Genomic DNA, 26,009 nt, shown 5'->3' on the forward strand with positions numbered 1-26,009 from the left:
ATCCACCTCCTTAAATGAGATTTGGAACTCTAGATCTATCATAACAGGAAGTTTTTCAATTGTACATCATATTTTCTCCTTTTGGATAATTCCATCCAATGAAAAAGCCACCTTGAAGGGTGGCGGCAGTTTTTAGAGTCCGATTTGTTTCATTATTTCTGCCATTCCGCTCGGGGCCTCGACCTGAACGGTTCCGTCCTGCTGTACCCACAATCGGATAATTCCCAAATGATCAAGTGACCTGTCAATCTCTTCAGCAATTTCACGAATTCGTGGGAGGTCTGGATTTCCCATAAAAAGCAAGCCTGATTCGTCCATTGTTTGATAATAACGCATTAATTCGCTTACTTGATCAGCTAAATGCTTTACTAGTTGCGTATCGGCAAACACTACATCCTCTTTATGCTTTACAGCCCTAGAGCCTTTTGCATCTACATATATCCGCCAATCATTAACCTTTGCTGTCACATCCCAATCTCCACGAGATGTGGATGTCACCACATTATCAAATCTACATGTTTCAAGGAATTTGGCGATGTACTCGCTCACTTGATTCTTGTTCATTTTGAACGGGTCAGGAACTTCCATCTCACGTAGACGTATCGGCACAAAAATCGTCTCCCTTCAAGATTTGCTCTATAAAGCGTTCTAATCGTTTGTTGTCCTTCTCAAGTTGCAGCCCAATCACTCCAACACCACCGCGGTTTTCACCAGATTGGTAAAAGCGGTCCCGTGCACGTTTCCTTGCTGGGTAGAGAGCGATAGACGCACGAGAGTTGTGGATTGCGTCCTTGTACAAATGCATACGTTCCACATCCTCCCGCAAGGTAAAATCTCGACGCACGTATCCATCCTTGAATTTCGCGTCGAAGTGGTACCACTCCCCGCCCCAGTGCAAACTGATATCAGGTCGGACTGTAAGTGAGGACGACCCCCCATTCTTTCGCGAGAAAGTCTTGTTATAAAACACTGAGAGCCGCTGAACACCAATTGGATAGATCACTTCCGTTTTATTACCCAAGTGTGTTCCATACTCACCATTACGTCGTAATTCCACCTGCTGTCGTGAACAACCCGTGACCTTTTCTACAGCCTGCAAAATCTTGAAGAAACACCAATATTCGTAAATTCTCGCAATGTCCCGCGTCTCAACCAACACGTGCAAGTCTTCTTGATCAAAAGGGAATCGAATTCCTTGCAACCACTCCTGGTATATCGAAAACCATTGGCGATACCCTTCTCGTCGTTGCAACACCGTGCTATTCCCATAGTCCCCGACAAACCTGCCTACCTCCGCAAACCATGGTACAGACAACAACTCTTGCAATTTGCGCTTCATCTCCCGGTTCTCCTGTAGCAACAGGGCGATGCCAAAGACTTTTTTCTTCTTCTCACGCAAAACAAACTTTTCTTTCCACTCTACAAGTTGCATCATTTCTTCAAGCATGTATTTAAGAAACCGATTTTCCTTGGTATCAAAGGTTTTCCGTTTCCGAACCTCTTCCACGTGGGTTGGAAGTGCTGGTCGTCCAAATTGTGCGGCTGCTGTCTTGGCAAGCGGATGACCTACCCGAAGCATTTCGACATTCTCCGTTTCAAACGCACGATTCCAAGCAGGAACTTCAACATCACGAGCGGTCCACGATTCGCTCCGCACACGATCTTGCCTCACCCACGTGTGGGGCTCTCTTGAAATCAACTCCCATGTAGAAATTAGTTCATCCCGATACAAGAGTTGGTCCCGCAAGAAAACCCATTGCTGAAACTTCATCACCTCGCGCTCCTTGTGCGAACGCTGCGCAGCCTGTTTCACCACAGAAAAATGCGAGTACAACAAAGCAACCGCTTGCTCACTCACCTCCAACCACATGCGCTTTACCTGTTCTGAGGACCACTTGCGCGAGATAACAGTCAAGGTTCGTCCAAGAAACTGAACCTTGCCTACATAGTTCCGAAAATTTAAAACATACGTCTTGTACACCAATGAAAGTACGGAACCATAGTTGTGTATCAATTCTTCCTTTTCGTGACGATTTAGCTCTCGTAGAAACACCACTTCATAATCAACGTGTTCACGTAGTTCATCGCAAGCCAGCAACTTACCATTTATTTTGAGCGCAAAAGGAATTTCCATGTCCGTCAACTCGCTCTATTGGATAAAGCTACAGTAGCCGGTTCGTTCCAATTGCCTGTTCATAGCATGTATTTTCTCCGCTGACTTCGGATAGCGGAAACCAGTATAATCGCCCTTAAAATCTTCGTGGATCGCCCCGACCAAGCCACGGCGTTTTTCATCGCCCTCATCCTCTTGCTCTGACTCAACTTCAATCACGCAGAATTGGAACAACTTGTTCAATACCTCCTCCATTTGCGAGCGGTTTCCATGCAGTTTCGGAAGAACTTTTTGCAAGATCATCAGGTCGAAAGCTAACTCTTGGCGATTGGCATAGTTTTCATGCTCCAACAGGTTTCCAATGAACGTCATGCCTTCATCAAATACCCGGTATCCGAACGAATACCCCTCAGCAGTCAACAGATCCTAAAGCGAATCTGCAGAAACAAAGGCCGATTGCAACCGATCTACAGTATTCCCACGTAAAAACGTTTTGGCATAGAGAGCTTTATGGAACTCCCCAAGCATTGTGAAAAATTCGACCTTCTCCGTATAAGAGAGTCGCGGTTCATAACGACGCTGGATCGAACTAGCCACCTCTTGGCGATACGAGGCAAAGTCAATGGTATTGCACTCGATAACGTGTGCGCGGTCTAACACCTTTGGACTAAACATATAGGTGGTTTCATCCACATTGACAGTACCGATGAAGTAGAGGTTATGCGGAATTTTGATCGACTTTGGAATTTGGTAAACACTTCCATCTTCATCAACAAAAGACAGCCCTTGTTCTACTTCCGCGTCAGCTTGATGAAGTTGAATTGCTTCTTGCTGTAAAGTACCGTCTTTGAAAAGACGGCTCTCGAGGCAGGAGAGGAAATCGGAGAAATAGTACTCTACCTTTGCCAAGTTCATCTCATCCAAGATGACAAAGAACGGGTGCTCTAGAGCTCGCTGAGCACGCAAGAGAATCTTGAGCATCTCGGACACTTGATACGTCTCTGTCAACGGGTTATATCCGCCTAATAAACCACGATGATCTAACCAATCAGGACGAACGGAGAGAAAAGCATACTGCTGTGGGACGGATGCTTGGCCCGTGTATGGTTGTACGCTAAACTCCCAATCAGTGCCATCATTTTGAATCTGAATATAGACAACATCATCTATTTTGAAATGGTTGGACACCCAACTTGCTAAACCTTTACGGAACCCTAGCCTCACAGTTCCACCTTGTCTCTTAATAAGCGCTTCCTCCGTTGCGTTCCCATAGCGGATCGTCACGGTCTCTCCTTCAGAAAAATCGAGTTCCAATTGCTCCAGTTGCTTGACAATTGCTGTTGGAATCATAAGGCGTGTATACGAAAAGTTATAAGGTTTAAGTTCATACTCAAAATTCAAGATACCACTACTAACTTCGTTTGGTCTTTTGGGTGTTTGCTGAGTCATGAACTCCGCAAACAACTGTGCAATCTTGGTTTTTCCTGTACCGGAGATCCCGGACAGGATCAGGAATGGCTTGCTCATCAGCGATGTCGCAAATCGAACGATCAATTCTCGATCAAACGAGAATCCGCGGCTTTTTGTAAATTCCCAAAACTCGCTAAAAAAGTCTGTGGAGGTTTTAGATTCTGGATGACCATCATTCGGACCGGTCGTAGTTTCAAACAACTCTTTCCATATGGGGCCGATGTTCGGTACTTTTTTAAATGCGTTTGTCCGTATTGACTCCAATCGATCTACCGAAACCTCAGCCAAAGTTTTATTTGGAAACTGTTTTTTCGTCAACGGAATTTCTTGCGTAATCACCCAATCGACCTTGCGGACATTCGGGAATTCGGGATTTCCCTCCGGCATGTACTCGTATTCCCCTGTTACCTTCCCGATTCCAACAATCGATTTGCCACCTTTGTTCGCGATGACAACATCCCCAGGCTGGATGAGATGAGTAAAACCCCAGAGGGTGAAGCTGTTGTTGATCGGGTTATGTAACACTTCATATTCTTCCTGATAATAGTCCACCAAATCTTCTTGGCTCTTATATTGTGAAAGGTCTCCCATCTGAGGCCACCCGATGAAAATTTGCCCTTTTTCGAGAGCTTCCTCCCAGTTCGAAGCATATTTACCTGGTGCAATTTTCCAAACTCTCATCACTAAACTCCCCTTCGTTCTTCTCAAAAACTATTATTTAGTATAAGCGATTTTATTCCTTCTCGTATAACTTTTTTCCAAAAACATTTTCAAATCATTTATTTCTTATTTCAAACAAAAAAAGCTCCCGTCTGCCAACGCAGACGAGAGCTTTTTCACACCCGTACCTCTGTATGCAAAAATCCTCGTGCTTCCTCGATCGCTTCTTCCCACGCTTGCCATTGGCGCTTGCGCTCCGACTCATCCCAGCCGTGGAACTCAACCAACGCATCCAGCAACGCCGGTGCCGCTTCCAAGGCTTCCTCGGCAGCGAACAGCAGATCACCCGTGCGGCGCACCAAGAAATCGACCAGTGAGAGCGTCATCTCATGCTCCACCGAATACCGCACCTCTGCTCGGAGAATCGGCAAGCGTCCGCCGACACGTTCCGCCATCCGCCCTTGCTCCTCGATGTAACGCAGGATCGTGCGGATATTGGAACCATAACGCAACAGCAGCGCATCGATCACATCCACCTGCAAGCAGTACTCCTCCTGCCCGATAATCTGCATCGCTTCGTAGAAGGGCTCAAACCCTTGCCCGCCGGTGGACCCGCCAGACAACGGTGTCAGGTCGGTCGAGCATGATTTAAATGTACGTCCTTCCGCTTGAATGAGGTCTTGCGTAACACGGTCCACGATCTTTTCCGCCATCTTGCGGAATCCGGTCAACTTGCCGCCCGCCATCGAGTAGAGCCCTGACTCGTTTTTGAAGATCTCTTCCTTGCGCGACAGTTCGGACGGCGACTTGCCGTCCTCGTGCAGCAGCGGACGCAGGCCCGCCCATGAACTTTTTACATGTTCCATGCGCAGATTGACATGCGGGAAGTTCTGATTGACCGCGCGCAGGATATATTCGGCGTCCTCGCGCGTGCAAATCGGTTTGGCAATGTCTCCCGTGTAATTGGTGTCGGTTGTGCCGATGTACACCCGCTTTCCACGCGGCACCAAGAAAATCATCCGCCCATCATCCGTGCCGGTATACACAGCGTGTTGCAGCGGCAAATCGGCTTGGTCGACGGTGAGATGCACGCCCTTGGTCAAGTGGAGCCGCTTGCCCGTCAAGGCACCATCAAAGCGGCGCACTTCATCCACCCACGGACCCGCCGCATTGACGACCACCTTCGCGGAGATCTCCAGCGTGCGCTTGCCCACCAGATCCTGTACGTGTACCCCATTGACGCGTCCGCTCTCGTCGTAACGCAATTCTGTCACTTTGGCATAGTTGGCGAGTCTTGCTCCCGATTGGCTGGCCGTTTTCAACACTTCCATCGTCAAGCGGCTGTCGTCGGTACGGTACTCCACATAGAGCCCGCCCCCGCGCAGCCCAGCCTCGTTCAACCCCGGTTCTAGTTGGCGCGTGCGCGTTTTGGAGAGCATCCGACGGCGCTCAGCTCGCTTGACCCCCGCGAGACGGTCGTACAACCAGAGACCGACCGATGCCCCGATCTTGCTATATTCGCCACCGCGATAAATCGGCAGGAGAAGTTTCATAGGATACACGGTATGCGGGGCGAGACGGTGCAGGATGGCACGCTCGCGACCGACCTCGCGCACGAGGGCGATCTCCCCCTGTGCCAGATAGCGCAGCCCCCCGTGGATGAGTTTGGTCGAGCGGCTGGAGGTGCCGCACGCCCAGTCCCGCTGCTCCAAGACCCCGACGCGCAACCCGCGTTGCGCCGCATCCCAAGCGATGCCAGCGCCGGTGATTCCACCGCCGATCACGAGCAGATCGACGCCGTGGCTTGCCATCTCCTGCAGGTCTTGCGCTCTCGTCTGTTTGGAAAAGCCAACTTTCATGAGCAAGCGACCCCTTTCTTCACAATTTTTCGACAGTAGGATATGAAAAAAGAACCTCTTCAGTACATTTGCAGAGTACTTGAAGAGGTTCTCAGATGTCAACGCATATCGTACCCGCTTTGCCCGAATGGTTTCGGGACGACTTGTATGCCCTCAAAGACCAGCATCCAGCCAGCCTCTGCTCGATACATGCGCATGTCCGCCTTCTCATCCATCATGAGCAAGTGGAACAAACTCATGTCGGAGCGCATATACGGGCTGAGGTGTTCGTCGTGCAGGCGGAGGTTGATCACGCGGTGCTTGTCCTGATTCTGGACCTGAATGCCATCGGCGATCGGGAAATCGGCCACCACAGCAGCCTCCAAAAACGGTTGCTTGGTGTGGGTCTTGAGGTACTCATAGAGGCTGCGGGCCGCTTTTGCCTTGCGACTCGACTCCAAAATGTACGCGTAATTCATACTCTACTCTCCCGTCAAGGGTTTTGTTCCTCTATTCGTCATCTTCCTCTTGGTTCTCCCACTTGCGCAATTTCTCCTGGTAGCGGATCTGACGCTTGATCTGCTCCTCAGGTGACCACAAACTGCGATCCACGGTGCCAAATGAGAGAATGAAAGGCAGGACGAGCAGGAGCCCGCCGATCCCCACCCCGAGAGCGGAGAGCAACGCTTTCCACCAGAGAACGCCACTTCCATAGAGGATGAGGAACGTTAACGGGCAGAACACGACACAAGTCCGCCACCAAAAGCGATAATACGAGGATAGGCGATTGTTGGACATGTGAATGCGACTCCGACTTAGCGACGAACCCAGTCAGCCAACAGGCGAGCGCCGAAACCGGTCGCGCCTTCGTTGCTGTAGGTGTGGGTGCGTGCAATGTCCATCGGGCCTGCGATGTCGAGGTGTGCCCACTTTTGCGATTCACCGACAAAACGACGCAGGAACAGAGCGGCCGTGATCGCGCCCGGACCTTCGGTGATGTTGCGGATGTCCGCAATCGGCGAGTACAGCAGTTCTTCGTAGTCGTCGAACAGCGGCAGTTCCCAGACGTTTTCGCCCGTCACTTTTGCCGCGTTCTTGATGCCTTCTACGACCGACTCTTCACCGAACAGACCTGCCAGCTTGGAGCCCAGTGCGGCTGCACATGCGCCCGTCAAGGTTGCGATGTCCACGACGCGCTCAGCGCCGAGTTCATCGGAGAGGATCAGCGCATCAGCCAGCACGAGGCGACCTTCTGCATCGGTATTGCCGACGTGGACGGAGACACCATTGCGGTACTCGATCACATCGCCCGGCAACAGCGCGTTGCCATCCGGCATGTTTTCAGCAGTCGCCACCAGCATGACGACGTTAACCGGAGCTTCGAGACGGGTCAAGATGTACAGCGCACCGATCACCGCTGCTGCACCGCCCATGTCCATCCGCATGTTCGAGAGGTCGCGCACGCCGACTTTCAGCGAGATGCCACCGGTGTCAAAGGTCAGACCTTTGCCGACCAATGCGGTCAGCGGCTTGGAAGCGTCCGCTTGGTAGGTTACTTTGATCATCGCCGGCGGGTTGGTGGAGCCTTTGCCGACCGCGAGCAGCCCGTCATATTTTTTGTTGACGAGGTCGTCGCCTTTGGAGATCTCGATCGTCGTGTTCGCGGAATCCTTGAACAGGTCTGTCACATACTCGACGAGGTCATACGGACGCATCTTGTTCGACGGTTCGTTTTTCAGGTTGCGCGCGATGATCGTGCCTTCTGCGTAGACTTCGCCGCTCTTGATCGCGCCTTCGAGGCCGCTCAGGGCGCCATCGAAACCTGCGAGGGTGACGGTTTCTACAGTCAGATCTTCTTTGCTTTTCTTGTATTTATCAAAACGGTATTCACCGAGTTTGTAGCCTTCTACTGCGGTGTGCACCAGTTCTTCGGTGCTGAAGCCTGCGACGGTCGGAACCAGAGCAGTCACTTCGGTCAGACCTTCCTTCACCGCTGCACGCGCGCCAAATGCCATCGCGTCACGAAGTTTATTGAGGTGGAATTTTTTCTCCTCCCCCATACCTACGACGACAAAACGGGTGCCGTTCTGATCAAACCACACCACGTGGTCCTTTTTCTTGCCGTGGTAACCGGTCAGGTTCAAACCCAGTTGATCTACAGTTTGTCCAGCAAACACCGGCACGATCGTGGTTCGCCCAGCGGTGAAAGACCCGAGTTGGAATTTCATGATGTCTCCTCCTTATGTATCTGAGTATCTAAACATACTCAACGTATATTTTTACCTACTATCACATTATATCGCTTTACTGCGGGAAAAACCAATCAGTTTTTCTTGATCAGCCAGCCCCGCGATAGATTTGCCGCGTGCTTCCAGCCGCCATAGAGCGCCTCTCGACGCTCCTCGTCCATCTCGTGGGGGAACAGCGTGGCCTTTGTCCCGATCAGTTCGGTCAACGCTTCCAGCCCCGACCAGTACCCAACCGCCAGACCTGCCAAAAACGCCGCGCCCCGCGCCGTGCTCTCATAATGCTCGGGGCGCACGACCGTCAGCCCTAGCAAGTCCGCTTGGAACTCCATGAGGAAACGATTCTGCACAGCGCCGCCGTCGACGAGCAAGCGCCGAACCTGCATACCCGAGTCGATCTCCATCGCCTCCAACACATCGCGGGTCTGGTAGGCGATCGCCTCCAAGCACGCCCGTGCGAGGTGCGCCCGGTTCGCCCCGCGCGTCAGCCCCCAGATCGTGCCACGCGCATACGGGTCCCAATAGGGTGCCCCCAGCCCGGTGAAGGCTGGCACCAGATACACTCCGTTCGCATCGGGAACGGAGTACGCCAGCGCTTCGGTCTCTGCCGCATCCTGAATCAGCCCGAGTTCGTCGCGCAACCACTGCACCCCGGCTCCTCCGATGAAAACAGAACCTTCCAGCGCATAGGTGACGTCAGACCCGATCTGCCAACCGATGGTGGTCAACAGCCCATGCGTCGATGCGATCGGGAGTTCCCCCGTGTTCATCAACAGGAAACAGCCCGTTCCATATGTGTTTTTGGCCATGCCCGGTTGGAAACAACCTTGCCCGAACAGCGCCGCCTGCTGGTCACCTGCGATCCCTGCCAGCGGGACTTCGGCGCCAAATACATCCGAATCGGTCACACCATAGAGATGGCTCGACGGTTGTACCTCTGGCAGCATCGCACGCGGGATGCCGAACAGCTCCAACAGTTCATCGTCCCAATCCAGCGTGTGGATGTTAAATAACATCGTGCGCGAGGCGTTGGTCACGTCTGTCAGGTGTAAGCGCTTACCGCTCAATTGGAACAACAGCCACGAATCGATGGTGCCGAGCAGCAGTTCACCGCGGCTCGCACGCTCGCGCAATTCTGGGCTCTGGTTCAGCATCCACTCCGCCTTGGTCGCGGAGAAATAGGCGTCGACGACGAGTCCGGTCTTGCGCTGAATCTGCTCGGCATGGCCTTGGCGCACGAGTTCGTCACAGCGCTCTGCCGTCCGGCGACATTGCCAGACGATGGCCGGGCCGATCGGTTCTCCGGTGGCCCGATCCCAGATCACCGTCGTCTCGCGTTGGTTGGTGATCCCGATGGCAGCGACCTGTTCAGGTCGGATGCCGGCGTTTTTCAGACAGTCCTGCATCGCTTGTCGTTGTGTCTGCCAGATCTCCAGCGCATCATGCTCGACGTGGCCTGGTTGCGGGTAGTGCTGGTGGAACGGCAGTTGGGCGAGGCCGACCGCTTGTGCCGACTCGTCGAACAGGATCGCCCGCGAACTGGTAGTCCCTTGGTCGAGTGCCAAGATGTAGCGTTTCTCCAAAGTGGTCACTCCCATTCCCCTCTCAACTCGGAATCGAAAAAAACTGTCGCAAACCGCATCCGGCTGCGACAGTCGTCACTAGTACGTTCGTGGTGCTTACTTGTTGGAATCGTCAACGATGAGATTGTCCACGATGCTGTGGAACGAAGACTTCGCTTCATGCATCGCACTGACGGAGGATTGTACGGATTTGGTTTCCTCATCGACCGAATGGAACAGATCATCGGTAATGCCTTGCACGGCTTGGATGACGTTTTTAATAGAAGTGGTCGCTTCTGCAGATTGTTCCGACAGTTTGCGGACTTCGTTGGCGACGACAGAGAACCCACGGCCATGTTCGCCCGCGCGCGCCGCTTCGATCCCGGCGTTGAGCGCCAGCATCTTCGTCATCGACGCGATCCGGTTGATCGAGACAGTAATCGCATCGATCTCCTTGATCTTCTCGCTGAGATATTCCGCCAATTCCTTGGTGCGCAGCGAGGTTTCCTCGGTACGTTGAATTTCAGTGACCGCAGAGTCAATCGCTTGGATTCCGCGTTTCAAATCGATCACCAGATCTTTTTGGTTTGCTGCAATGTTCATGATTCAGCCTCGTTTCCCTCGGAATATAGGTGGTTGCTTTCTTACTTCGACAAGACCCCCGTGTTTCTCCTACTACTTCTTAAAAAAAATATCGCTTTTAAAAATATGGCGAGTATGTGAAATCTGTTGCATAGCTTCGAAATATAGTGGTATCATGACTGATGACAGAGTATGTACTTCAGATCGTGAGGGGGGATACCCGTGTATCGTTATTATATGGGAATTGCAATCATGTGCGTAGTGTTCGCTGCGTTTGGCGTCCTGCTGTCTGAGCATGCGGCAGCTTATGCGACCATCATCTTTGGTTTTGCAGGTGCATTCATGGCCATCGCGTTCATCACTTCGGGCCCGGAATCCCGCTGGTAGTCCACACATAGTAGTTGAAAAATCCCTGTGACCGCTTGTCGGCACAGGGATTTTTTCATGCGAAAAGCGCGGGCAGCATCTCCTCGGCCCGCCGGTTGCAAGCGAGGATCGGAACCCCGCGCTCGCGTGCGATCTGCGGCAGATCGCGCACAGGAGCCATCTCGAGCTTGGTGCCGATCACCAGCAAGAGATCGCACTGCCCGACCCAATCAGCCGCTGTGGCGATGTGGCGCACCTCTTCGCCGACGAGCACGATGTTGGGTTTGAGCAAGTGCGCACAGGTCGGACAGTGTGGCAAGGGGTTGGTCTCTGCGACATGGGCGGGATACACGCCTTGGCAATGCTGGCAGACCAACTCGCGCAGGTTGCCGTGAACTTCCAACACGTCACCTGAACCTGCTACTTGGTGCAAGCCGTCGAGGTTCTGCGTGATGATCCGCACGCCAGCTCGAACGAGTGCGCGATGTGCAGGATTGGGCACCGCCTCGCGCCATTCGAGCATCAACTCCCGATAGCATGCAAAAAAACGCGCCGGGTCGCCCGCGAACATCTGCGCTGCAAAAATCTCCCGCAACGGCACCCCGCGCCAACTTCGGTTGATCGTCGGCAAGCCGCTTGGCACGCTGATCCCCGCTCCTGTGATCGCCACGGGTTGCTGTGCGGACTCGGCCCAGCGCCTCCATTGTGCATCCACGCACATCCCTCCTCTCTTTTCACAGTATGGCAAAACCCCCAAGCATCACATACTACACCTATCCAGCCGGAAAACAGGGGAGGTGTCCAATGGCGCAAGATCTGCTCTCTGCGGAATACATGACGATGATCGCCACGGGCATCATCGTCGGAACCGGCGCACGCATCTCGACGATCAAGGAAGATACGCGCCAATACCCGTCCTATCCGAACGGGGTGTTCATCAACGTCGTCACCGGGTTGATCGCTGCGACGATCGGCGCTGTATTCCCGATCACCTTGCTCACTAAAAACTTCGTCGGCGTCTCGTTCCTGATGCTCGCCGTGCAACAGTTCCGCGACGTGCGCAAGACAGAGCGCGAATCGCTCAACGACTTAGAGAAAACCGAATTCACCCCGCGCGGGTCTGCCTACATCGACGGCATCGCCAAAACGTTCGAGTCCCGCAACTATCTCGCCCTGATCTGCTCCCTGCTCAGCGTCACCGTGATGTTGCTGGTCCCCGGCGATCACTGGTTGCTCGAAGTTCCGCTCGGCGTGGTCATCCCGTTCATCGCCCTCTACCTGCTCCGCCGCTGTACCAAGGGCAAAAAGATCGGCGACTTTACGGACGTGAAGCTCGCCGTGATCAGGTTCGAAGGCTCGATGCTCTATGTGGACGACATTCCCGTCACCAACGTCGGACTGCCTGAAGCCCAGGAACTTTTGCTACAGGAAGGCATCGGCGTGATGATCTCCCCGCGCACGGTCGGTGGACAAGTCGCACTCGCCAACTACGGCCAGCGCCAGACGGTGATCCATGAGGCGGCCCGGACGTTTGGCTTGAAGCGCTACCTCTACATGCGCCGCGACTTCCGCCAGGGGCGCTTCTGCTTCGCGATCGTGCCGATCCGCCGCGATGAAGGCGCACTGCTGGAACTGGTCGCCGAAGTTCCGCTGCTGGAATCCACGCGCAAAAGCGAACGCTTGCGCAACTCCGAAGGCCTACCGCCATCGAAAGGAGACTAAATTCCCGATGTCCACCAAGCGCTCCCGTGACATCATCGCCGTCGTGACCACCGACAAAAAACACCTCGCGGGCGGTAAGGCACAAGCATTTCTCGCAGAAACGCCTGAGGATTGTCACAAATTGACGCTGGAACTTGCACGCGCCCTCCAAGGCGAGGTGGCCTCACTTTCCAACGGTGTGTACTTGATTCTCGATCTTTAACACAAGGTAAAATGAAAGCCTTTTCATCATAAATACTGATGAAATTATAACTAACGCCTCCTTGACTCCCGTTGAAAGGGCATGCTAAGATACAGATAATTCAAGCGGCAAATGACATTTCCAAACTAGTAAAACGCGATGAAGGAACCTGTCCTCCGTTCAGGCGTTCCAGAGAGCCGGTGGTCGCTGCAAACCGGTACGCCTCTTGTTGGACATAGCCATCCCGAGCGTCTTGTTCGAACCCCGCTGAACGGCGGGCAGTAGAGGAAGTCGGCTGACCTCGTTATCGGTTACATTGAGACATCCATGAACGATCTCCCTCGAGTACGTACATGGATGTGAACAAGGGTGGTACCACGAAGGAGCAGATCCTCTCGTCCCTTTCCGTCACAGAACCTGTCTGTGCGGAAAGGGACGAGAGGATTTTTTATTTACCCAAAAAGGAGTGTTGAGAAATGTTCCAAGAGCAGACGATCCTCCGTATTCCCGGCCCGACCCCGGTTCCCCCGCAAGTAGAGCGCGCGATGGCGCGTCCGATGATCGGCCACCGAGGTGGTGAATTCTCCGCGTTGTTTGCACAAGCGGCACAGCGCTTGAAGTATGTGTTCCAAACCGAGCATGATGTCTACATCCTCGCAGGTTCGGGCACAGGCGGGCTGGAAGCAGCCGTCGCCAACACCGTCCAAACGGGCGATACCGTGCTCGTCTGTACCGCTGGCAACTTTGGCGACCGCTTCACCAAGATCTGCAAAAGCTACGGGGCCAATGTCCTGACCGTCGACGCTCCGTGGGGCGAAGCGATCGATCCGCTGCAAGTGGCGATCGCTCTGGCAGACCACCCAGAGATCAAAGTTGTGTTTGCCACACACTGTGAGACGTCGACCGGCGTCCTGCACGACATCCAAGGAATCGCCGCGCAAGTCAACAAAACCGATGCACTGCTCGTCGTCGACGCCGTCTCCTCGCTAGGGGCCGCCGAACTGCCGATGGACGCATGGGGTCTTGACATCGTCGTGACCGGTTCGCAAAAAGCGCTGATGCTCCCGCCGGGCCTCTGCTTCGTGGGCGTCTCCCCAAAGGCTTGGAACATCATTGAGAAAAACGAAGCTCCGCGCTTCTACTTCGACCTCCGCTCCTACCGCAAGCAACTCGCCGCCAACACCACGCCATACACCGCGAGCGTGTCGCTGGTCTTCGGACTCGCGGAAGTGCTCAACTTGATCGAGAGCGAAGGCTTGCCGAGCATTTTTGCCCGCCACTTGCAGATGCAAGCGATGACCCGTGCCGCGATCAAAGCGCTGGGACTGCCGCTGTTCACGGAGGATAGCATCTCCTCACCGACCGTCACGTCGATCGGCAGCAATGGATTTGATGTCGAAGCGGTGCGCAAATTCTTGAAAAAAGACTTCAACATCGCCGTCGCCGGTGGTCAAGGTCACCTGAAGGGCGAGATCTTCCGCATCGGCCACATGGGCTTTGCAACCCCGATCGACATGCTGCAAGTGTTGAGCGCGCTGGAGATCGCGCTGATCAAATCGGGTGCGAACGTACAACTCGGCAACGGCGTCCGCGCCGCCCAGATCGCATACCTGCAAACCCAAGAGGTGACCACTCATGCCTAAATACCGCGTACTCGTCAGCGACCCGATCTCGGAACAAGGCTTGCAAGCGCTTCTCGATTCGCCGGACGTAGAGGTTGACATCAAGACCGACCTCTCGCCACAAGAACTGATCGCGATCATCGGCGACTATGATGCCCTGCTCGTGCGCAGCCAGACCAAAGTGACCGCCGAAATTCTGCAAGCTGCGAAAAAACTCCGCGCCATCGGCCGCGCTGGAGTTGGCGTTGACAACATCGACGTCCCCGCTTCCACCCGTCACGGCGTGGTGGTGATCAATGCCCCAGACGGCAACACGATCTCCACCTGTGAGCACACGTTCGCCATGATGATGGCGATGGCGCGCAAGATCCCGCAAGCGCACATGAAATTGAAAAACGGCACGTGGGATCGCAAGTCGTTTGTCGGCGTCGAGTTGAAAAACAAGACGATCGGCATCCTCGGCTTCGGTCGGATCGGATCGGAAGTCGCAGTTCGTGCCAAAGCGTTTGGCATGAGTGTGCTGGCCTATGACCCGTTCCTGACCCGCGAGCGTGCGGAGAGCATGGGCGTGCGGATGTCGACCGTCGACGAGATCGTGGAAGGTTCCGACTTCATCACCGTACACACCCCGCTGACCAAGGACACCAAGCACCTGCTCAGCCACGATCAATTCGCCCGCATGCGCGATGGCGTGCGCATCCTGAACTGCGCACGCGGCGGGATCATCGATGAGAAAGCCTTGGTCGAAGCGCTGGCGAACGGCAAAGTCGCCGCAGCGGCGCTGGACGTTTTTGAAGAAGAACCGCCGATTGGCAACCCGCTGGTCGAAATGGACAATGTCGTCGTCACCCCGCATCTGGGCGCCTCGACGGAGGAAGCGCAGATCAATGTCGCCATCGACGTGGCGAAGGAACTCTTGAACATCCTGCAAGGCCTTCCGTTCCGCAACGCGGTCAACCTGCCTTCGCTGTCCAACGACTCGCTGCGCACCTTGGAGCCGTACTTGACCTTGGCAGAGAAACTGGGCACGCTCGCAGCGAACTTGGCGATCGACAGTGTGCGCAAGATCGAAGTCACGTTCTACGGCCCACTGGCGGAGCAGCAGACCGAGCCGGTCACGCGGAGCTTTTTGAAAGGCATGCTCTCCTACTACCACGGCGAGGAAGTCAATTACGTCAACGCGCCGTTCCTCGCTGAGCAGAGCCAGATTCAATTGAAGGAAACGAAATCCTCACGCCATGATACCTACACGGAGCTGCTCAAAGTCAGCGTCGTGACCGAAAATACCACGATCATCGTCGCCGGCACGCACAAAGCGACGGTCGGACCGCGCATCGTACAGATCGGCGACTTCAAACTCGATCTGGAGCCGAACGGTACGCTGCTGTTGGCGGAAAACCGAGACAAGCCGGGCATGATCGGCAAGGTCGGGACGATCCTTGGCGGCGCAGGGGTCAACATCGACTCCATGAAGGTCGGGAAGCTCGATAACGGCATCTCGCTGATGGTGCTCGCCGTCGACCGCGCCCCTGACGAGGAAACTCGTCGTGAGATCGAAGTAGTGGACGGGATCTTCAGCGTCCGCGACGTCACCCTGTAACGAAAAAAGGCCCTCTCGAAGCTTCTAGCTAGCTTCGAAGGGGGCCTTTCTGCGTTGGAGAGGGGCTTTTTAGCGAAGCAGATCCGTTTGGTCGTTGACCGCCCAATTGTGTTTGCGCTCGTGGCCGATTGTGGTCTCTGGGCCGTGACCGCAGAAGACCACCGTATCGCCTGGTAGCGTGTAGAGTTGCTCGCGAATGCTCTTGATCAACTGCGCAGTGCTACCACCTGGCATATCTGTGCGCCCGATGCCGTTGTTGAACAGCGTGTCCCCGGCAAACACCATGCCTTCTGTCACATACACCACGTGACCTGGCGTGTGGCCCGGTGTGAAACGCACCTCAAACGATTGGTCACCCAGTTTCAGCAGATCCCCGGCCGCCACAAATTGATCTGCTGCCGGCCCGGTGATCGGTTCAAAATACTCGGGGTAGCGCCCTGATCCATTGAGCATCGGATCGGTCATCCAATCCTTCTCGATCTCGTGTACCAAGATCGGTGCCCCCGTCGCCGCTTTGACTTCGCCTACACCTGCGATGTGGTCGAGATGGGCGTGCGTCAACCAGATGCCCGTCACCTTCAGCCCTTGCTCCTCAATGGCGGACAGCAAGGCATCCGGGTCCTGCCCTGGATCGATCACGACCGCTTCCTTGCTCACCTCGTCGATCAACAAGAAGCAGTTCGTCTGAAACATGCCCAGCGAAAAAATTTGTACTTGCATGCGATAGTTCCTCCTCATCAAAACAAAAGCCATAGTATAATCCTACCACAAAACAGGAAAAAGACACTGCCCCCAGCAGTGTCCTCCACCTACATGAACCTATTCATTAATAACTCCAAAAGCCATACAAGTCCGCAACAGGCACCCCAAGCGCATGTGCAATGCAATCGAGTTTTGTAGCGTTCGTTCCTCGAGTTCCGGACTCGATAGCGTAGATATAAGATTGCGAGACACCAGCTCGGTCTGCCAATTCCTTAACCGAAAACCCCGTTTGTTTGCGCAGCTTTTTCAACTGCATCCCTATTGTCAAATCACTCACGAAGACCCCTCCTACCCCTTGTGCCAAAATCAATAACGTATTGATCTATACTTATTTTATAACATATTGTCTTTGGGTTTTGGGGCATTTACTTTAATTAAAGCAGATGTGACATTTTTCGACAAAATTCTACTTTATTATGGGTTCAGCGCTAGGATTCGCGGGAAAATTCTGTTACAATAAATGCTAGTAAGCCATATTTTTCTGGAGGTATCAACCGTGCAAGCATGGAAACATCGTCAAGCCGTCCAAATTGGACGCAACATCCGGGAGCGCCGCAAGGAACTCGGGTTGACGCAAGGTGACTTGGCGAGGGAGCTGTTCTCCGTTCAATCGATCTCGCTCATCGAGCGCGGCAAGTTAAAGGTGACGCCCGAAACATTGGCGGCGTTGTCGGAACGCTTGCAGTGCAGTGTGGACGATCTGTTGGTCATGCACGATCTTCAGGAAGATTGGCTCGATGAACTCCTCCAGCTCGTCCTCCGCTACCAAGCAACGAATCAACTTCACGAAGCCACCGAATCCGCGCACACCCTCTACACCGAATCGCTCGCCAAGAACAACACCAAATACCTGCAAGAGAGCACTTATTATCTATGCTTCCTTTATAACTCGACCAGCAAGTACAACGTCTCCAACGAGTGGGGTCGTGAGTTGCTTGCGTTGCATGCGGAAGTCCCTAACCATATGCATCTCGACCGGATCTTGAACATTTACACCACGCTCGGCAACAACTACTACATGCTTGGCAAGACGTGGGATGCCTACGACTTGTTACGGGAAGCAGAGAAATTGGTCGAGGAGAGCCATGACACCTCTGAACAGGCTGGCAAGCTCTATTACCACCTCGCGATCATCAAACAACTGCTCCGCAACTGGGAAGGCTGCATCTGGTATTGCGAGCGTTCCCTGCCGATCTTCGAACAGCATGACATGATCATCAACATCGGCAAAACCCAGATGATGCTCGGAAATGCCTATATGAACCAAAACCGCAACGACAAAGCCCAGTACCATCTGGAACGCTCCATTCGGATCTTGAGCCAGACATCAGATGTGGTCTCCCTCGCCCGTTGCTACCACAATCTCGGCGAATTAGAGCTTCGGATGAAACAGTATGACAAAGCGCGCAAAAGTTACAACCGATCGATCAAACTCAAGCGTCAGGTCAAGGACATCGATGGCATCCAGAACACTTTGCGGATGCTGGCCAAGATCTCGATACACGATGGTCTATTGGACGAGGCGCGCGCGTACTTAGATGAGGCGTTGCTGCGAGCCCAAGAGATGGACAATGCCTTACAGATCGCACATACATGGCGACATCTCGGGGATTTGGCGCAGATTGCAGGCCAGGAGGACGACTTTACAGGGTTCTATAAGAAAGCGATCGAACAGTATGACCGACTGGGTTGCTCCACCGAGTTGGCTGAGAGTGCCGAGAAGTTAGGAGAGTACTTTCTGGAAAAAGGAAGGGGTCCGTTGGCGATTCCCTACCTGCAGAAGGCGCTGCGCAATTATCGCAAACTGTTTAACAACGCTTAGAGGGGGCTTGCCGAATGAAAAGGAAACTCTGGATGCTCGCACTGATCGGAATCTTGTCGATGTACACGGTCCCGACCAACGCTCTGGCTGAAAACGAACCTCCGACTTGGGACCCCTGCTCCATCTGTCCACCCCGGACCGGAACTACAGCAACCACCACCGAACCAGTACCTGCTTGCCCAGAAACCCCGCCGACCCCACCGACCGGGGACGGTGCCTAAAAAAGGAGACTTCCGCGCAGCGCGGAAGTCTCCTTTTTGGTTAGGTGAGCGGTACAGAGGTGCGCTTGTGTTGGTCGAACGTGACGATGTGCGTGTAGCCGACACTACGAATGTACTCGACAGCACGGTCGTAGTCTGCACCGACGTCCTCGGGGCGGTGAGCATCTGAGTTGAGCACGATCGGCACATGCTGGGCATAGCAGGCCTGCAGGAAATCAGGTGCCGGATAGACTTTGTTCACCGGCTTCCTCCAGCCTGCGGTTGACACTTCAATCACTTGCTGGTTCACAGCAAATGACTTCGCCAACCGCTCATACCAGCCTTGCAGAAACACCGCATCCTCTGGCTCATGTCCAAACACCTTGATCACATCGGGGTGTCCGACGAAATCGAACATCCGCGAGTCGGATAGTTGCATCATGATCTCAAAATACTCCTGATACACATCCTTCACCTCGCGCTTGTCCCACTCGGAGAGGTTCACAGCGAGATCAAAACCAAAATCACCAAGCCAGTGGATGGAGCCGATCACATAATCGAACGGATAGCTCTTGATAAACTCTCGCAGATCGCTGTCTCGGCCGGGGATGTAGTCGAGTTCGAGACCGAACTTGACGTTATGGCCGGCTTTTTTGGCGTCCTTGAACATCTGCATGTACTCGTCCATGTCCTCTGTTCGCCGCTCATCTGTCCAAGCGTTGGCAAACAACGGACGGGTCTGGGCGAAGCGATATCCGTGCTCGGAGATCCCCAACTCCCCCACTCCATTTGCAGCCGCCACTCGAATAAAGTTCTCCAGCCATTCCACCGTGTACGGACCGCGTTCCGTGTGTACGTGGTAATCTGTTCTCATAGCCTCCACTCACCTCTCCTCAAGTCGTGCCTTCTCTCTCTACTCGATCATGAACTCCATCGGAGACGAAGCGTTCGCATAGCGCTTTTTGGCGATCCGACCCGCCAGGAAGCCCTTGCGCCCCGCTTCAATCGCCAGTTTCATCGCTTCTGCCATCAACACCGGGTTTTTCGCAGCAGCCACCGCTGTGTTCAACAGCACAGCATCTGCGCCCAACTCCATCGCTGCAGCCACGTCAGCCGCCGAACCGACACCTGCGTCGATGATGACCGGCACCTTCGCCTCTTCGATGATGAACGACAGGTAGTGTGGGTTCAGAATGCCCAAGCCGGAACCGATTGGAGAGGCACCCGGCATGATCGCCGCTGCACCCGCCTCCACCAAGTGACGCGCCAGGATCGGGTCGTCTGAGGTGTACGGCAAGACGGTGAAGCCTTCCTTCACCAGCATCTCCGTCGCTTTCAATGTGCCGATCGGGTCTGGCAACAGCGTGCGCATGTCGCCGATGACTTCGACCTTGATCATGTCGCACAGGCCCGTTGCTCTGGCCAGACGAGCGATGCGCACCGCTTCCTCCGCCGTCTGTGCACCTGCCGTGTTCGGGAGCAAGGTGTATTTTTTCAAGTCGAGACGCTCGAGGAAGTTCGGGTTGTCTGGGTTGTCGATGTTCAGACGACGAATCGCAAAGGTTAGCACTTCCGACTCGGCAGCGTCGACCGCTTGTTGCTGGACGTCCAAGTCCGAGAACTTGCCAGTCCCCAGCAGCAGTCGGGATTTGAACGTATACGAACCAATTTTCAGAAGATCTTCAGTCATTGTGTATAACACTCCTTATGTAGAAAGAGACTAACAGCCGCCGCCGACAAAGTGGACGATCTCGATCTTGTCCCCGGCAACGACAACCGTTTCTGTGTACAGCTCTCGGGGGATGATGTTCAGGTTGTGCTCGATGACGACGATTCGCTCGTTCAAGTTGAAATGCGCGACCACGTCTGCGAGCGTCTGTGCATGGTCAATCTCGCGCTCCTGACCGTTGATGATCAGCTTCATACCCGGCTCCCCCTCTCTCTGTCGACGATCTCGCGAAGCTCGCGCGCCGCCGCTTCGACATCATCAGCACCGACCACCGCCGAGACGACCGCCACGGAGTTGGCTCCGCACCGAATGATCTCCGCTGTATCGGCAGCTGTGATTCCACCGATTGCCACGATCGGCAATCGCACATGGCGGCGCACTTCCAACACGCCTGCAGGTCCGACGACCGGCTCGGTGTCGAGTTTGGTTTGCGTGGGCTTCATCGGCCCGAGACCGATATAGTCGGCCCCAGCACGCTCGGCCGCCACGGCTTCCTCGACGTTGTGCGTGGAGAGCCCGACGATTTTGCCCGCACCGAGAATTTCACGCGCCACCTGAATGGGCAGATCACCCTGTCCAAGATGCACACCGTCGGCGTCGACTGCTCGTGCAACGTCGATGCGGTCATTGATGATTAACTTCACGCCTGCCTCACGAGTCAAACGGCGCAGCAAGTGCCCCGCTTCCAGCAGTTCACGACCGCTATAGTCCTTCTCGCGCAACTGGATGCAATCAGCACCACCGCGCAGGGCGGCTGCAATCACATCTTTCAGTTGGCGTCCCTTGTAATAGGCGTGACCTGTGAGTACATAGAGCCTCGAATCCATTATATCAAACGCCTCACTTATTTCCGTCATGTGGCATACAAAAAACCGTCTCCACGCAAGGAGACGGAACGATACGCTCTCATCCTACCATAGCTGTCCAGCTCTGACAACTTACTGCACAGTCGGCACGTCGGACAGTGCAAATCCGATCACTTGGTCGGCAAACAGTGTCAATTGCGGAAGTTTCGTCGATAGGTCCGAACCGCTGGATTGCAGCACCACATCTCGCAACGAGAGGATCGGGGCAGTGTCGACGATCTCGATCTGCTTTTCTTGCTCCTCATACGTGCGCAACAGCTCACTGCGCAGGTGCGTGACCATCGAGGCGAGGTCTGGCTTGTATTGTCCGTTGGCCTCTTCGACAAAAGATTCCGCGTAGGAAGCGCGGATGTCTTGCAGTTCGCCTTCGATCTGGCCAAATGCAGTCAAGATCGTCACACGCGGTTGCCCGCCTTGCGCCTGCAGACGGGCGATGCTGGCTTCGAGCGCCTGCATCGTCAACCACTTGAGCGACAAGCGCTTCTCCATCGCTTTGGGCAAGGTGGAAGGTGGCTTTTTTTTCTGCTTCTTTTTGTCTTGGCTTTGTTCGTCTTGCTGTTGGTTCGACATATCGCATCTCCTCTTATCGTGAGACAGCCGCCGCTACTGCGGTGTCGATCGGTAGTTTCTTCTCCGTCGCTCCGATGTAGATCAGACCGAGCACACCAAACACACACAAAAAAACTGCAATTTGTTTCAACAAAGCCAAAACACCTCCCCCACCACATTGTACAGAGAATTGACCATTTGTCCAGTGGTGGAGGCAGGGCGCCTTGTTAGATCTTCTCCTTACCCAACAATCGAAAATGCTCGACTTTCAAACACTTGTCCATCACGACGGTGAGGCCGGCTTCCTGCGCTTTTTTCGCCGCCGCTTCGTCGATGATCTCCAGTTGGGCCCAGAGCACTTTCGCCTTGATCTGAATCGCTTGCTCGACGATGCCCATCAATTCATGGCTTCTGCGAAACACGTTGACGATGTCGATGTTGCCTTCGACATCGAGCAGGCTTGGGTGTGACTTACGGCCCATCACAGAGTCGAGGTTCGGGTTGATCGGGACGATCTCATACCCTTGGGATTGCAGGTAGGCAGCGACTTCATGCGAGGGCTTGGTCACTTCACCTGACAGTCCCACCACTGCGATGTCTTTGCTGCGCTTCAAGATGTTCACCAGTTCCTGATCCGTCGGATTTTGGAATGTTGACACGACAAATCCCCTCCTTGATTCGACAAATTTATGTAATATTTAGAATTGTTCCACGTGGAAATGCAATTCATTTCAAGTATTTGACCCCATACCGTCCCTTGGCGGTTCGGTAAATCCCTACAAATGACGGGCTTGTATAACCGCTGCTCCACCAGTCTTGGCGAAAGCGATCGGCGAGGCAACCCGCTTGAAATTTGCTGTCGAACAATTTCCCGTAGTACACCCAACTCATCTCGACCCTGGTCTCCTTTCGACAAGCCTCTACGACCAAGAATTACCCAATATCGTTCCTTTCATGCTGGGCACACTACAAGCAAGGAGGGGTGCCGACATGAAAAGCTCTCGCATGCTCACTGTGGCGCTGTCTGTCGTCCTCGCAATGACGCTGACAGGTTGCACGCAAAAAATGATTCCCCAAGCGTTGAATAAAAACAGTGCGGACAACAAGCGCACTGCAGAAGGGGTTCAGCAACGCGAGGCGACTGAAAAGACCACGCCCGCCGAGCAAAACCCAGACAGGTCACAAGTCAGTGAAATTCACAAGCCAAACTACAGCTTGCGAGCGCCGAAAATCGCCAGCTTGAATCCGAAAAACGCCGATGCCACGCTGACCAAGCAAGCCGACGAGATCGCCAACGTCGCCACTCGCATCCAAGGGGTGGAACGCGCCGCCGTGTTCCTGACCGGCAAGACGGCGCTGGTCGGCATCGACCTCGCGGACAACATCAGCGGTTCCAAGATCGATACGATCAAGTTCTCCGTCAAGGAAGCGGCTGAACGCACGGGCAAAGGCTACCGTGCGATCGTCTCGTCTGATATCGACACGGTCACACGGGCGCGCGCGTTGGTCAACGACGTTCGCAACGGAAAACCTATATCGGGAATCAGCGACGAGATCGCCGACATCGTGTCCCGCCTGCTCCCGGAGATGTAAAAAAAGCGGTGTACCACCTGTGGGTGGCACACCGCTTTTTCCTATCCGACGTTGTAACGCGGCAGGATGACGTTGAATGTCGTCCCCTTGCCGACTTCGCTCTCCACGACGATGTCACCGTGGTGGCTTTTGACGATGTTGTGCGTGATCGCGAGGCCCAAGCCTGTGCCGCCCTTGCTGCGGGTGCGGGCTTTGTCGACCTTGTAGAAGCGCTCGAACACGAACGGCAAGTCTTCCTGCGGAATGCCTTCGCCTGTGTCGCGCACCAAGATTTGGACCAGCGTGTCATCAGCGGTCAGTTGCATCGTCAAGCGCCCGCCTGCTGGCGTGTGGCGGAACGCGTTGTCCACGAGATTCGTGAACACTTGCTCCAAGCGGTCTGGATCGCCGTAGACGAGCACCGGAGCCGCGTCATCGTCCACGAACAGGTCCAGTCCAACCTCGCGCTCGTGGGAGACGGTCGTGAACTTGCGGCCCACGCGGCGAACGAGATTCGCCATGTCCAACTCCTCCTCCGACATCTGGAACTGGCCGGATTCGAGTTGGGCGAGGTTGAGCAGGTCGTTGACGAGACGGCGCATGCGGTGCGTCTCGTCGAGGATGATCTGCGTCAATTCCTGGCGCTGTTCCGGGTCGTCACCGAACTCGTCGAGCAGCGCTTCCGAGTAGCCCTGCATCATCGCCAGCGGCGTGCGCAGTTCATGCGAGACGTTGGCGATAAAGTCCTTGCGCATCTTGTCAATCGTGCGCTCCTCGGTGACGTCGCGCAGGACGGCAACGCAACCGCGGAGTGTCTCGCCGTCTTTTTCGTAGAGCGGTGCGATCGTGACGAACAGCACTCGACCCTGCCACTGCAATTCATCGAACAACGACTGGCGATTTTTCATCACCGACTTTTCGAAGTCAGCGAGGTCGCGCGGCAGTTGCTTCGCCGAGGGATCACCCGTCTCCATCAACAGTTGCGCCCGAATCATCCGGCGCGCCTGCGGGTTGGCCAATGTGATCGCACCGTTGAGATCGGCGGAGAGGACGCCATCGCTCATCGAGGTGATGATCGAGGTGAGCTGTTCCTTCTCCCGTTCGAGATCGTCGATGTTCTCCTCCAACTTGTCGGCCAACGTGTTCAAGGAATGCCCGAGCATCCCAACCTCGTCATGTGTGACGATATTGACTTTGCCTTGGAAGTCCCCCTCCATCATCTGCTTGGCGACTTTGTTCATCTGAACGAGCGGATTGGAGAGGTTTTTGGAGACGACGAACGCAAGGCCTGTCGCCAACACGACACCGAGACCTGCGGAGAAAAACAACAGTTCACGAAGTTTTCCGACCGCTTGCGCCGCAGTGATCGGCTGGACCACAAACAGCAACCCGACGATCTCGCTGCGGACGATCAAGGGTTCGAGCACCCAGAAGGACTCGTCCTTTTTCTCCAGCTTGGTTTCCCAGTAGGGGGACTTGCCCCGTTCGATCACCGGTTTGCCGGAGACCAAAGTCTTGAGGTCATCCGGCGTCAAGTGTGCGACCAAGTTCTCGGTGGTCGCCCGGTCAAATTTGAGCGGCTCATCGGCGCTCTCTTCGAGCGCGAGTTCGTTGATGATCAACAGCGCTTCCGTCTGCGAGTAGTTCGGGTTGGTCAGGACTTCTGCCATATGATCCATCCGTGCGGTGAGCCGATCCTCCTCCGCCTTCAGGAAGTAGTTGTCAAACAACTGCTCCAAGAAGATCGAGAGCAGGAGCAACACGACGATGAAAAGCGAGATGATCGTCAGCCACAGTTTGGCGACGACGCTGTTGCGGATCACTCCGACACCTCGAACTTATAGCCGACCCCCCACACGGTGACGATCATCGAGGCTGCACGTTCCGAAGCTTTGCCCAGTTTCTCGCGCAGTCGCTTGATGTGTGTATCGACGGTGCGTTGGTCCCCGTAGAACTGGTAGTTCCAGACGTCGCGCAACAGTTCCTCGCGGGAGAAGACCTTCTCTGGGCGCTGGGCCAAGTAGCAGAGCAACTCATACTCCTTCGGGGTCAGCGAGACTTCCTCACCTTCACAGACGACACGACGGGAATCCATGTTTATGGTCAGACCATTGAAGGTCAATACGCTGGACATCGCTGCCGGCGTCTCTTTTTCCCCGACTTGGTTGGTCATCGAGCGCTTGAGCAACGCTTTGACACGCATGACGAGTTCGCGCGGGGAGAACGGTTTGACGACATAGTCATCCGCCCCCAATTCAAAGCCGTGGATGCGGTTCATCTCGTCACCGGACGCTGTCAACATAATGATCGGCACTTCCTTGCCTTGTTGGCGCAGTTGGGCACAGATGTCGCGCCCGTCGAGGCTTGGCAACATCAGGTCGAGGATGATCAGGTCATAGTGATTCTCCAGCGCCAAGTCCAGAGCAACCTGTCCGTCCTCCGCTTCCTCCACATCCAATGCGTTGCGTTCCAAGTACATGCGCACCAGTCTACGGATGCGGTCTTCGTCATCAACGATCAAAATCTTCGGATTTTGTTCCATCGTAA

The 26,009-nt window shown here is 54.5% G+C and carries 30 protein-coding genes; 8 read left to right on the forward strand and 22 right to left on the reverse strand.

Features of this window, described 5'->3' with window-relative positions:
* Window positions 1–132 precede the first annotated feature (132 nt).
* The 10 genes from C7459_RS07240 to C7459_RS07285 form a co-directional block, all read right to left on the reverse strand.
* Complete coding sequence (locus C7459_RS07240; protein ID WP_146200964.1) at window positions 133–609, reverse strand: hypothetical protein; 477 nt, start codon at window positions 607–609, stop codon at window positions 133–135.
* Window positions 590–2,134, reverse strand: a complete 1,545-nt coding sequence (locus tag C7459_RS07245; RefSeq protein WP_109687870.1) for a DUF2357 domain-containing protein — start codon at window positions 2,132–2,134, stop codon at window positions 590–592. The genes C7459_RS07240 and C7459_RS07245 overlap by 20 nt, the downstream gene beginning before the upstream one ends.
* A gap of 15 nt (window positions 2,135–2,149) precedes the next feature.
* A complete protein-coding gene (locus C7459_RS07250; protein ID WP_109687872.1) occupies window positions 2,150–2,485 on the reverse strand; it encodes a hypothetical protein in 336 nt (111 codons plus the stop codon).
* 54 nt (window positions 2,486–2,539) lie between these two features.
* Window positions 2,540–4,264, reverse strand: a complete 1,725-nt coding sequence (locus tag C7459_RS07255) for a hypothetical protein (RefSeq protein ID WP_109687874.1) — start codon at window positions 4,262–4,264, stop codon at window positions 2,540–2,542.
* A gap of 155 nt (window positions 4,265–4,419) precedes the next feature.
* The gene (locus C7459_RS07260; RefSeq protein ID WP_109687876.1) at window positions 4,420–6,102 is read right to left on the reverse strand and encodes a glycerol-3-phosphate dehydrogenase/oxidase; all 1,683 of its coding nucleotides are present in this window, start codon (window positions 6,100–6,102) and stop codon (window positions 4,420–4,422) included.
* Window positions 6,103–6,200: 98 nt separating this feature from the next.
* On the reverse strand, window positions 6,201–6,560 hold the full coding sequence (locus tag C7459_RS07265) for a hypothetical protein (protein WP_109687878.1): 360 nt from the start codon (window positions 6,558–6,560) through the stop codon (window positions 6,201–6,203).
* Between the two features lie 31 nt (window positions 6,561–6,591).
* Window positions 6,592–6,879: a hypothetical protein gene (locus C7459_RS07270; RefSeq protein ID WP_109687880.1), complete on the reverse strand. Its 288-nt coding sequence runs from the start codon at window positions 6,877–6,879 to the stop codon at window positions 6,592–6,594.
* Window positions 6,880–6,896: 17 nt separating this feature from the next.
* Window positions 6,897–8,309, reverse strand: coding sequence for a leucyl aminopeptidase family protein (locus C7459_RS07275; protein ID WP_109687882.1), 1,413 nt, complete (start codon window positions 8,307–8,309; stop codon window positions 6,897–6,899).
* A gap of 95 nt (window positions 8,310–8,404) precedes the next feature.
* Window positions 8,405–9,925 (reverse strand): glycerol kinase GlpK, encoded by a 1,521-nt coding sequence (gene glpK / locus C7459_RS07280; protein ID WP_109687884.1) that lies wholly within the window; start codon window positions 9,923–9,925, stop codon window positions 8,405–8,407.
* An 81-nt stretch (window positions 9,926–10,006) separates the two neighbouring features.
* Complete coding sequence (locus tag C7459_RS07285) at window positions 10,007–10,492, reverse strand: methyl-accepting chemotaxis protein (protein WP_109687886.1); 486 nt, start codon at window positions 10,490–10,492, stop codon at window positions 10,007–10,009.
* A gap of 231 nt (window positions 10,493–10,723) precedes the next feature.
* Between C7459_RS07285 and C7459_RS23965 the strand changes: the two genes are divergently transcribed.
* Window positions 10,724–10,858: a hypothetical protein gene (locus tag C7459_RS23965; RefSeq protein WP_281272753.1), complete on the forward strand. Its 135-nt coding sequence runs from the start codon at window positions 10,724–10,726 to the stop codon at window positions 10,856–10,858.
* Between the two features lie 55 nt (window positions 10,859–10,913).
* On the opposite strand, the gene C7459_RS07290 is transcribed toward C7459_RS23965, so the two are convergent.
* A complete protein-coding gene (locus tag C7459_RS07290; RefSeq protein ID WP_170119334.1) occupies window positions 10,914–11,552 on the reverse strand; it encodes an SIR2 family NAD-dependent protein deacylase in 639 nt (212 codons plus the stop codon).
* Window positions 11,553–11,641: 89 nt separating this feature from the next.
* Between C7459_RS07290 and C7459_RS07295 the strand changes: the two genes are divergently transcribed.
* The 4 genes from C7459_RS07295 to serA all read left to right on the forward strand — a co-directional run bounded on the left by C7459_RS07295 (window position 11,642) and on the right by serA (window position 15,962).
* Window positions 11,642–12,559, forward strand: a complete 918-nt coding sequence (locus C7459_RS07295) for a YIEGIA domain-containing protein (protein WP_109687890.1) — start codon at window positions 11,642–11,644, stop codon at window positions 12,557–12,559.
* Window positions 12,560–12,566: 7 nt separating this feature from the next.
* A complete protein-coding gene (locus tag C7459_RS07300) occupies window positions 12,567–12,761 on the forward strand; it encodes a capping complex subunit for YIEGIA (protein WP_109687893.1) in 195 nt (64 codons plus the stop codon).
* A gap of 455 nt (window positions 12,762–13,216) precedes the next feature.
* Window positions 13,217–14,383, forward strand: coding sequence for a pyridoxal-phosphate-dependent aminotransferase family protein (locus C7459_RS07305; protein WP_109687895.1), 1,167 nt, complete (start codon window positions 13,217–13,219; stop codon window positions 14,381–14,383).
* Window positions 14,376–15,962, forward strand: coding sequence for a phosphoglycerate dehydrogenase (gene serA / locus C7459_RS07310; RefSeq protein ID WP_109687898.1), 1,587 nt, complete (start codon window positions 14,376–14,378; stop codon window positions 15,960–15,962). The genes C7459_RS07305 and serA overlap by 8 nt, the downstream gene beginning before the upstream one ends.
* A gap of 69 nt (window positions 15,963–16,031) precedes the next feature.
* On the opposite strand, the gene C7459_RS07315 is transcribed toward serA, so the two are convergent.
* Together C7459_RS07315 and C7459_RS07320 are read right to left on the reverse strand one after the other, a co-directional pair.
* Window positions 16,032–16,682 (reverse strand): MBL fold metallo-hydrolase, encoded by a 651-nt coding sequence (locus tag C7459_RS07315; protein ID WP_109687900.1) that lies wholly within the window; start codon window positions 16,680–16,682, stop codon window positions 16,032–16,034.
* Between the two features lie 106 nt (window positions 16,683–16,788).
* Window positions 16,789–17,001, reverse strand: coding sequence for a helix-turn-helix domain-containing protein (locus tag C7459_RS07320; RefSeq protein ID WP_245884438.1), 213 nt, complete (start codon window positions 16,999–17,001; stop codon window positions 16,789–16,791).
* 219 nt (window positions 17,002–17,220) lie between these two features.
* Here C7459_RS07320 and C7459_RS07325 point away from each other — a divergent pair, with 219 nt between their 5' ends.
* Entirely contained in the window at window positions 17,221–18,546 is a 1,326-nt protein-coding gene (locus tag C7459_RS07325; RefSeq protein WP_170119335.1) for a helix-turn-helix transcriptional regulator, read from the forward strand.
* 14 nt (window positions 18,547–18,560) lie between these two features.
* Complete coding sequence (locus C7459_RS22955) at window positions 18,561–18,767, forward strand: hypothetical protein (protein WP_146200965.1); 207 nt, start codon at window positions 18,561–18,563, stop codon at window positions 18,765–18,767.
* Window positions 18,768–18,807: 40 nt separating this feature from the next.
* Here C7459_RS22955 and C7459_RS07330 read toward each other — a convergent pair whose 3' ends face one another.
* The 7 genes from C7459_RS07330 to C7459_RS23245 form a co-directional block, all read right to left on the reverse strand.
* Window positions 18,808–19,620 (reverse strand): histidinol-phosphatase, encoded by an 813-nt coding sequence (locus C7459_RS07330; RefSeq protein WP_109687905.1) that lies wholly within the window; start codon window positions 19,618–19,620, stop codon window positions 18,808–18,810.
* A gap of 39 nt (window positions 19,621–19,659) precedes the next feature.
* The gene (locus C7459_RS07335) at window positions 19,660–20,436 is read right to left on the reverse strand and encodes a thiazole synthase (RefSeq protein ID WP_109687907.1); all 777 of its coding nucleotides are present in this window, start codon (window positions 20,434–20,436) and stop codon (window positions 19,660–19,662) included.
* Between the two features lie 30 nt (window positions 20,437–20,466).
* The gene (gene thiS, locus C7459_RS07340; RefSeq protein ID WP_109687909.1) at window positions 20,467–20,670 is read right to left on the reverse strand and encodes a sulfur carrier protein ThiS; all 204 of its coding nucleotides are present in this window, start codon (window positions 20,668–20,670) and stop codon (window positions 20,467–20,469) included.
* Entirely contained in the window at window positions 20,667–21,302 is a 636-nt protein-coding gene (gene thiE, locus C7459_RS07345) for a thiamine phosphate synthase (RefSeq protein WP_245884439.1), read from the reverse strand. The genes thiS and thiE overlap by 4 nt, the downstream gene beginning before the upstream one ends.
* Before the next feature lie 111 nt (window positions 21,303–21,413).
* Window positions 21,414–21,911: a hypothetical protein gene (locus C7459_RS07350; RefSeq protein ID WP_109687913.1), complete on the reverse strand. Its 498-nt coding sequence runs from the start codon at window positions 21,909–21,911 to the stop codon at window positions 21,414–21,416.
* 206 nt (window positions 21,912–22,117) lie between these two features.
* Complete coding sequence (locus C7459_RS07355) at window positions 22,118–22,549, reverse strand: CoA-binding protein (RefSeq protein ID WP_109687915.1); 432 nt, start codon at window positions 22,547–22,549, stop codon at window positions 22,118–22,120.
* Between the two features lie 67 nt (window positions 22,550–22,616).
* A complete protein-coding gene (locus C7459_RS23245; protein ID WP_170119336.1) occupies window positions 22,617–22,781 on the reverse strand; it encodes a hypothetical protein in 165 nt (54 codons plus the stop codon).
* A 99-nt stretch (window positions 22,782–22,880) separates the two neighbouring features.
* Here C7459_RS23245 and C7459_RS07360 point away from each other — a divergent pair, with 99 nt between their 5' ends.
* Window positions 22,881–23,483, forward strand: coding sequence for a YhcN/YlaJ family sporulation lipoprotein (locus tag C7459_RS07360; protein ID WP_170119337.1), 603 nt, complete (start codon window positions 22,881–22,883; stop codon window positions 23,481–23,483).
* 41 nt (window positions 23,484–23,524) lie between these two features.
* On the opposite strand, the gene C7459_RS07365 is transcribed toward C7459_RS07360, so the two are convergent.
* Window positions 23,525–25,285 (reverse strand): ATP-binding protein, encoded by a 1,761-nt coding sequence (locus tag C7459_RS07365; RefSeq protein WP_109687919.1) that lies wholly within the window; start codon window positions 25,283–25,285, stop codon window positions 23,525–23,527.
* The gene (locus tag C7459_RS07370) at window positions 25,282–26,004 is read right to left on the reverse strand and encodes a response regulator transcription factor (protein ID WP_109687921.1); all 723 of its coding nucleotides are present in this window, start codon (window positions 26,002–26,004) and stop codon (window positions 25,282–25,284) included. The genes C7459_RS07365 and C7459_RS07370 overlap by 4 nt, the downstream gene beginning before the upstream one ends.
* Window positions 26,005–26,009: the final 5 nt, after the last annotated feature.

Origin of the sequence: Tumebacillus permanentifrigoris, from assembly GCF_003148565.1 — a bacterium.
Taxonomy (GTDB): domain Bacteria; phylum Bacillota; class Bacilli; order Tumebacillales; family Tumebacillaceae; genus Tumebacillus; species Tumebacillus permanentifrigoris.

Excerpts from the sequence above, each read along its gene's own strand:
- C7459_RS07285 (WP_109687886.1), bottom strand. The coding sequence starts at position 10,492 with ATGAACATTGCAGCAAACCAAAAAGATCTGGTGATCGATTTGAAACGC.
- C7459_RS22955 (WP_146200965.1), top strand. The coding sequence starts at position 18,561 with ATGAAAAGGAAACTCTGGATGCTCGCACTGATCGGAATCTTGTCGATG.
- C7459_RS07300 (WP_109687893.1), top strand. The coding sequence starts at position 12,567 with ATGTCCACCAAGCGCTCCCGTGACATCATCGCCGTCGTGACCACCGAC.
- C7459_RS07360 (WP_170119337.1), top strand. The coding sequence starts at position 22,881 with ATGAAAAGCTCTCGCATGCTCACTGTGGCGCTGTCTGTCGTCCTCGCA.
- glpK (WP_109687884.1), bottom strand. The coding sequence starts at position 9,925 with ATGGGAGTGACCACTTTGGAGAAACGCTACATCTTGGCACTCGACCAA.
- C7459_RS07350 (WP_109687913.1), bottom strand. The coding sequence starts at position 21,911 with ATGTCGAACCAACAGCAAGACGAACAAAGCCAAGACAAAAAGAAGCAG.
- C7459_RS07255 (WP_109687874.1), bottom strand. The coding sequence starts at position 4,264 with ATGAGAGTTTGGAAAATTGCACCAGGTAAATATGCTTCGAACTGGGAG.
- serA (WP_109687898.1), top strand. The coding sequence starts at position 14,376 with ATGCCTAAATACCGCGTACTCGTCAGCGACCCGATCTCGGAACAAGGC.
- C7459_RS07245 (WP_109687870.1), bottom strand. The coding sequence starts at position 2,134 with ATGGAAATTCCTTTTGCGCTCAAAATAAATGGTAAGTTGCTGGCTTGC.
- C7459_RS07295 (WP_109687890.1), top strand. The coding sequence starts at position 11,642 with ATGGCGCAAGATCTGCTCTCTGCGGAATACATGACGATGATCGCCACG.
- C7459_RS07330 (WP_109687905.1), bottom strand. The coding sequence starts at position 19,620 with ATGAGAACAGATTACCACGTACACACGGAACGCGGTCCGTACACGGTG.
- thiS (WP_109687909.1), bottom strand. The coding sequence starts at position 20,670 with ATGAAGCTGATCATCAACGGTCAGGAGCGCGAGATTGACCATGCACAG.
- C7459_RS07275 (WP_109687882.1), bottom strand. The coding sequence starts at position 8,309 with ATGAAATTCCAACTCGGGTCTTTCACCGCTGGGCGAACCACGATCGTG.
- C7459_RS07315 (WP_109687900.1), bottom strand. The coding sequence starts at position 16,682 with ATGCAAGTACAAATTTTTTCGCTGGGCATGTTTCAGACGAACTGCTTC.
- C7459_RS07335 (WP_109687907.1), bottom strand. The coding sequence starts at position 20,436 with ATGACTGAAGATCTTCTGAAAATTGGTTCGTATACGTTCAAATCCCGA.
- C7459_RS07305 (WP_109687895.1), top strand. The coding sequence starts at position 13,217 with ATGTTCCAAGAGCAGACGATCCTCCGTATTCCCGGCCCGACCCCGGTT.
- C7459_RS23965 (WP_281272753.1), top strand. The coding sequence starts at position 10,724 with ATGTGCGTAGTGTTCGCTGCGTTTGGCGTCCTGCTGTCTGAGCATGCG.
- C7459_RS07370 (WP_109687921.1), bottom strand. The coding sequence starts at position 26,004 with ATGGAACAAAATCCGAAGATTTTGATCGTTGATGACGAAGACCGCATC.
- C7459_RS07260 (WP_109687876.1), bottom strand. The coding sequence starts at position 6,102 with ATGAAAGTTGGCTTTTCCAAACAGACGAGAGCGCAAGACCTGCAGGAG.
- C7459_RS07250 (WP_109687872.1), bottom strand. The coding sequence starts at position 2,485 with ATGACGTTCATTGGAAACCTGTTGGAGCATGAAAACTATGCCAATCGC.
- C7459_RS23245 (WP_170119336.1), bottom strand. The coding sequence starts at position 22,781 with ATGAGTTGGGTGTACTACGGGAAATTGTTCGACAGCAAATTTCAAGCG.
- C7459_RS07265 (WP_109687878.1), bottom strand. The coding sequence starts at position 6,560 with ATGAATTACGCGTACATTTTGGAGTCGAGTCGCAAGGCAAAAGCGGCC.
- C7459_RS07270 (WP_109687880.1), bottom strand. The coding sequence starts at position 6,879 with ATGTCCAACAATCGCCTATCCTCGTATTATCGCTTTTGGTGGCGGACT.
- thiE (WP_245884439.1), bottom strand. The coding sequence starts at position 21,302 with ATGGATTCGAGGCTCTATGTACTCACAGGTCACGCCTATTACAAGGGA.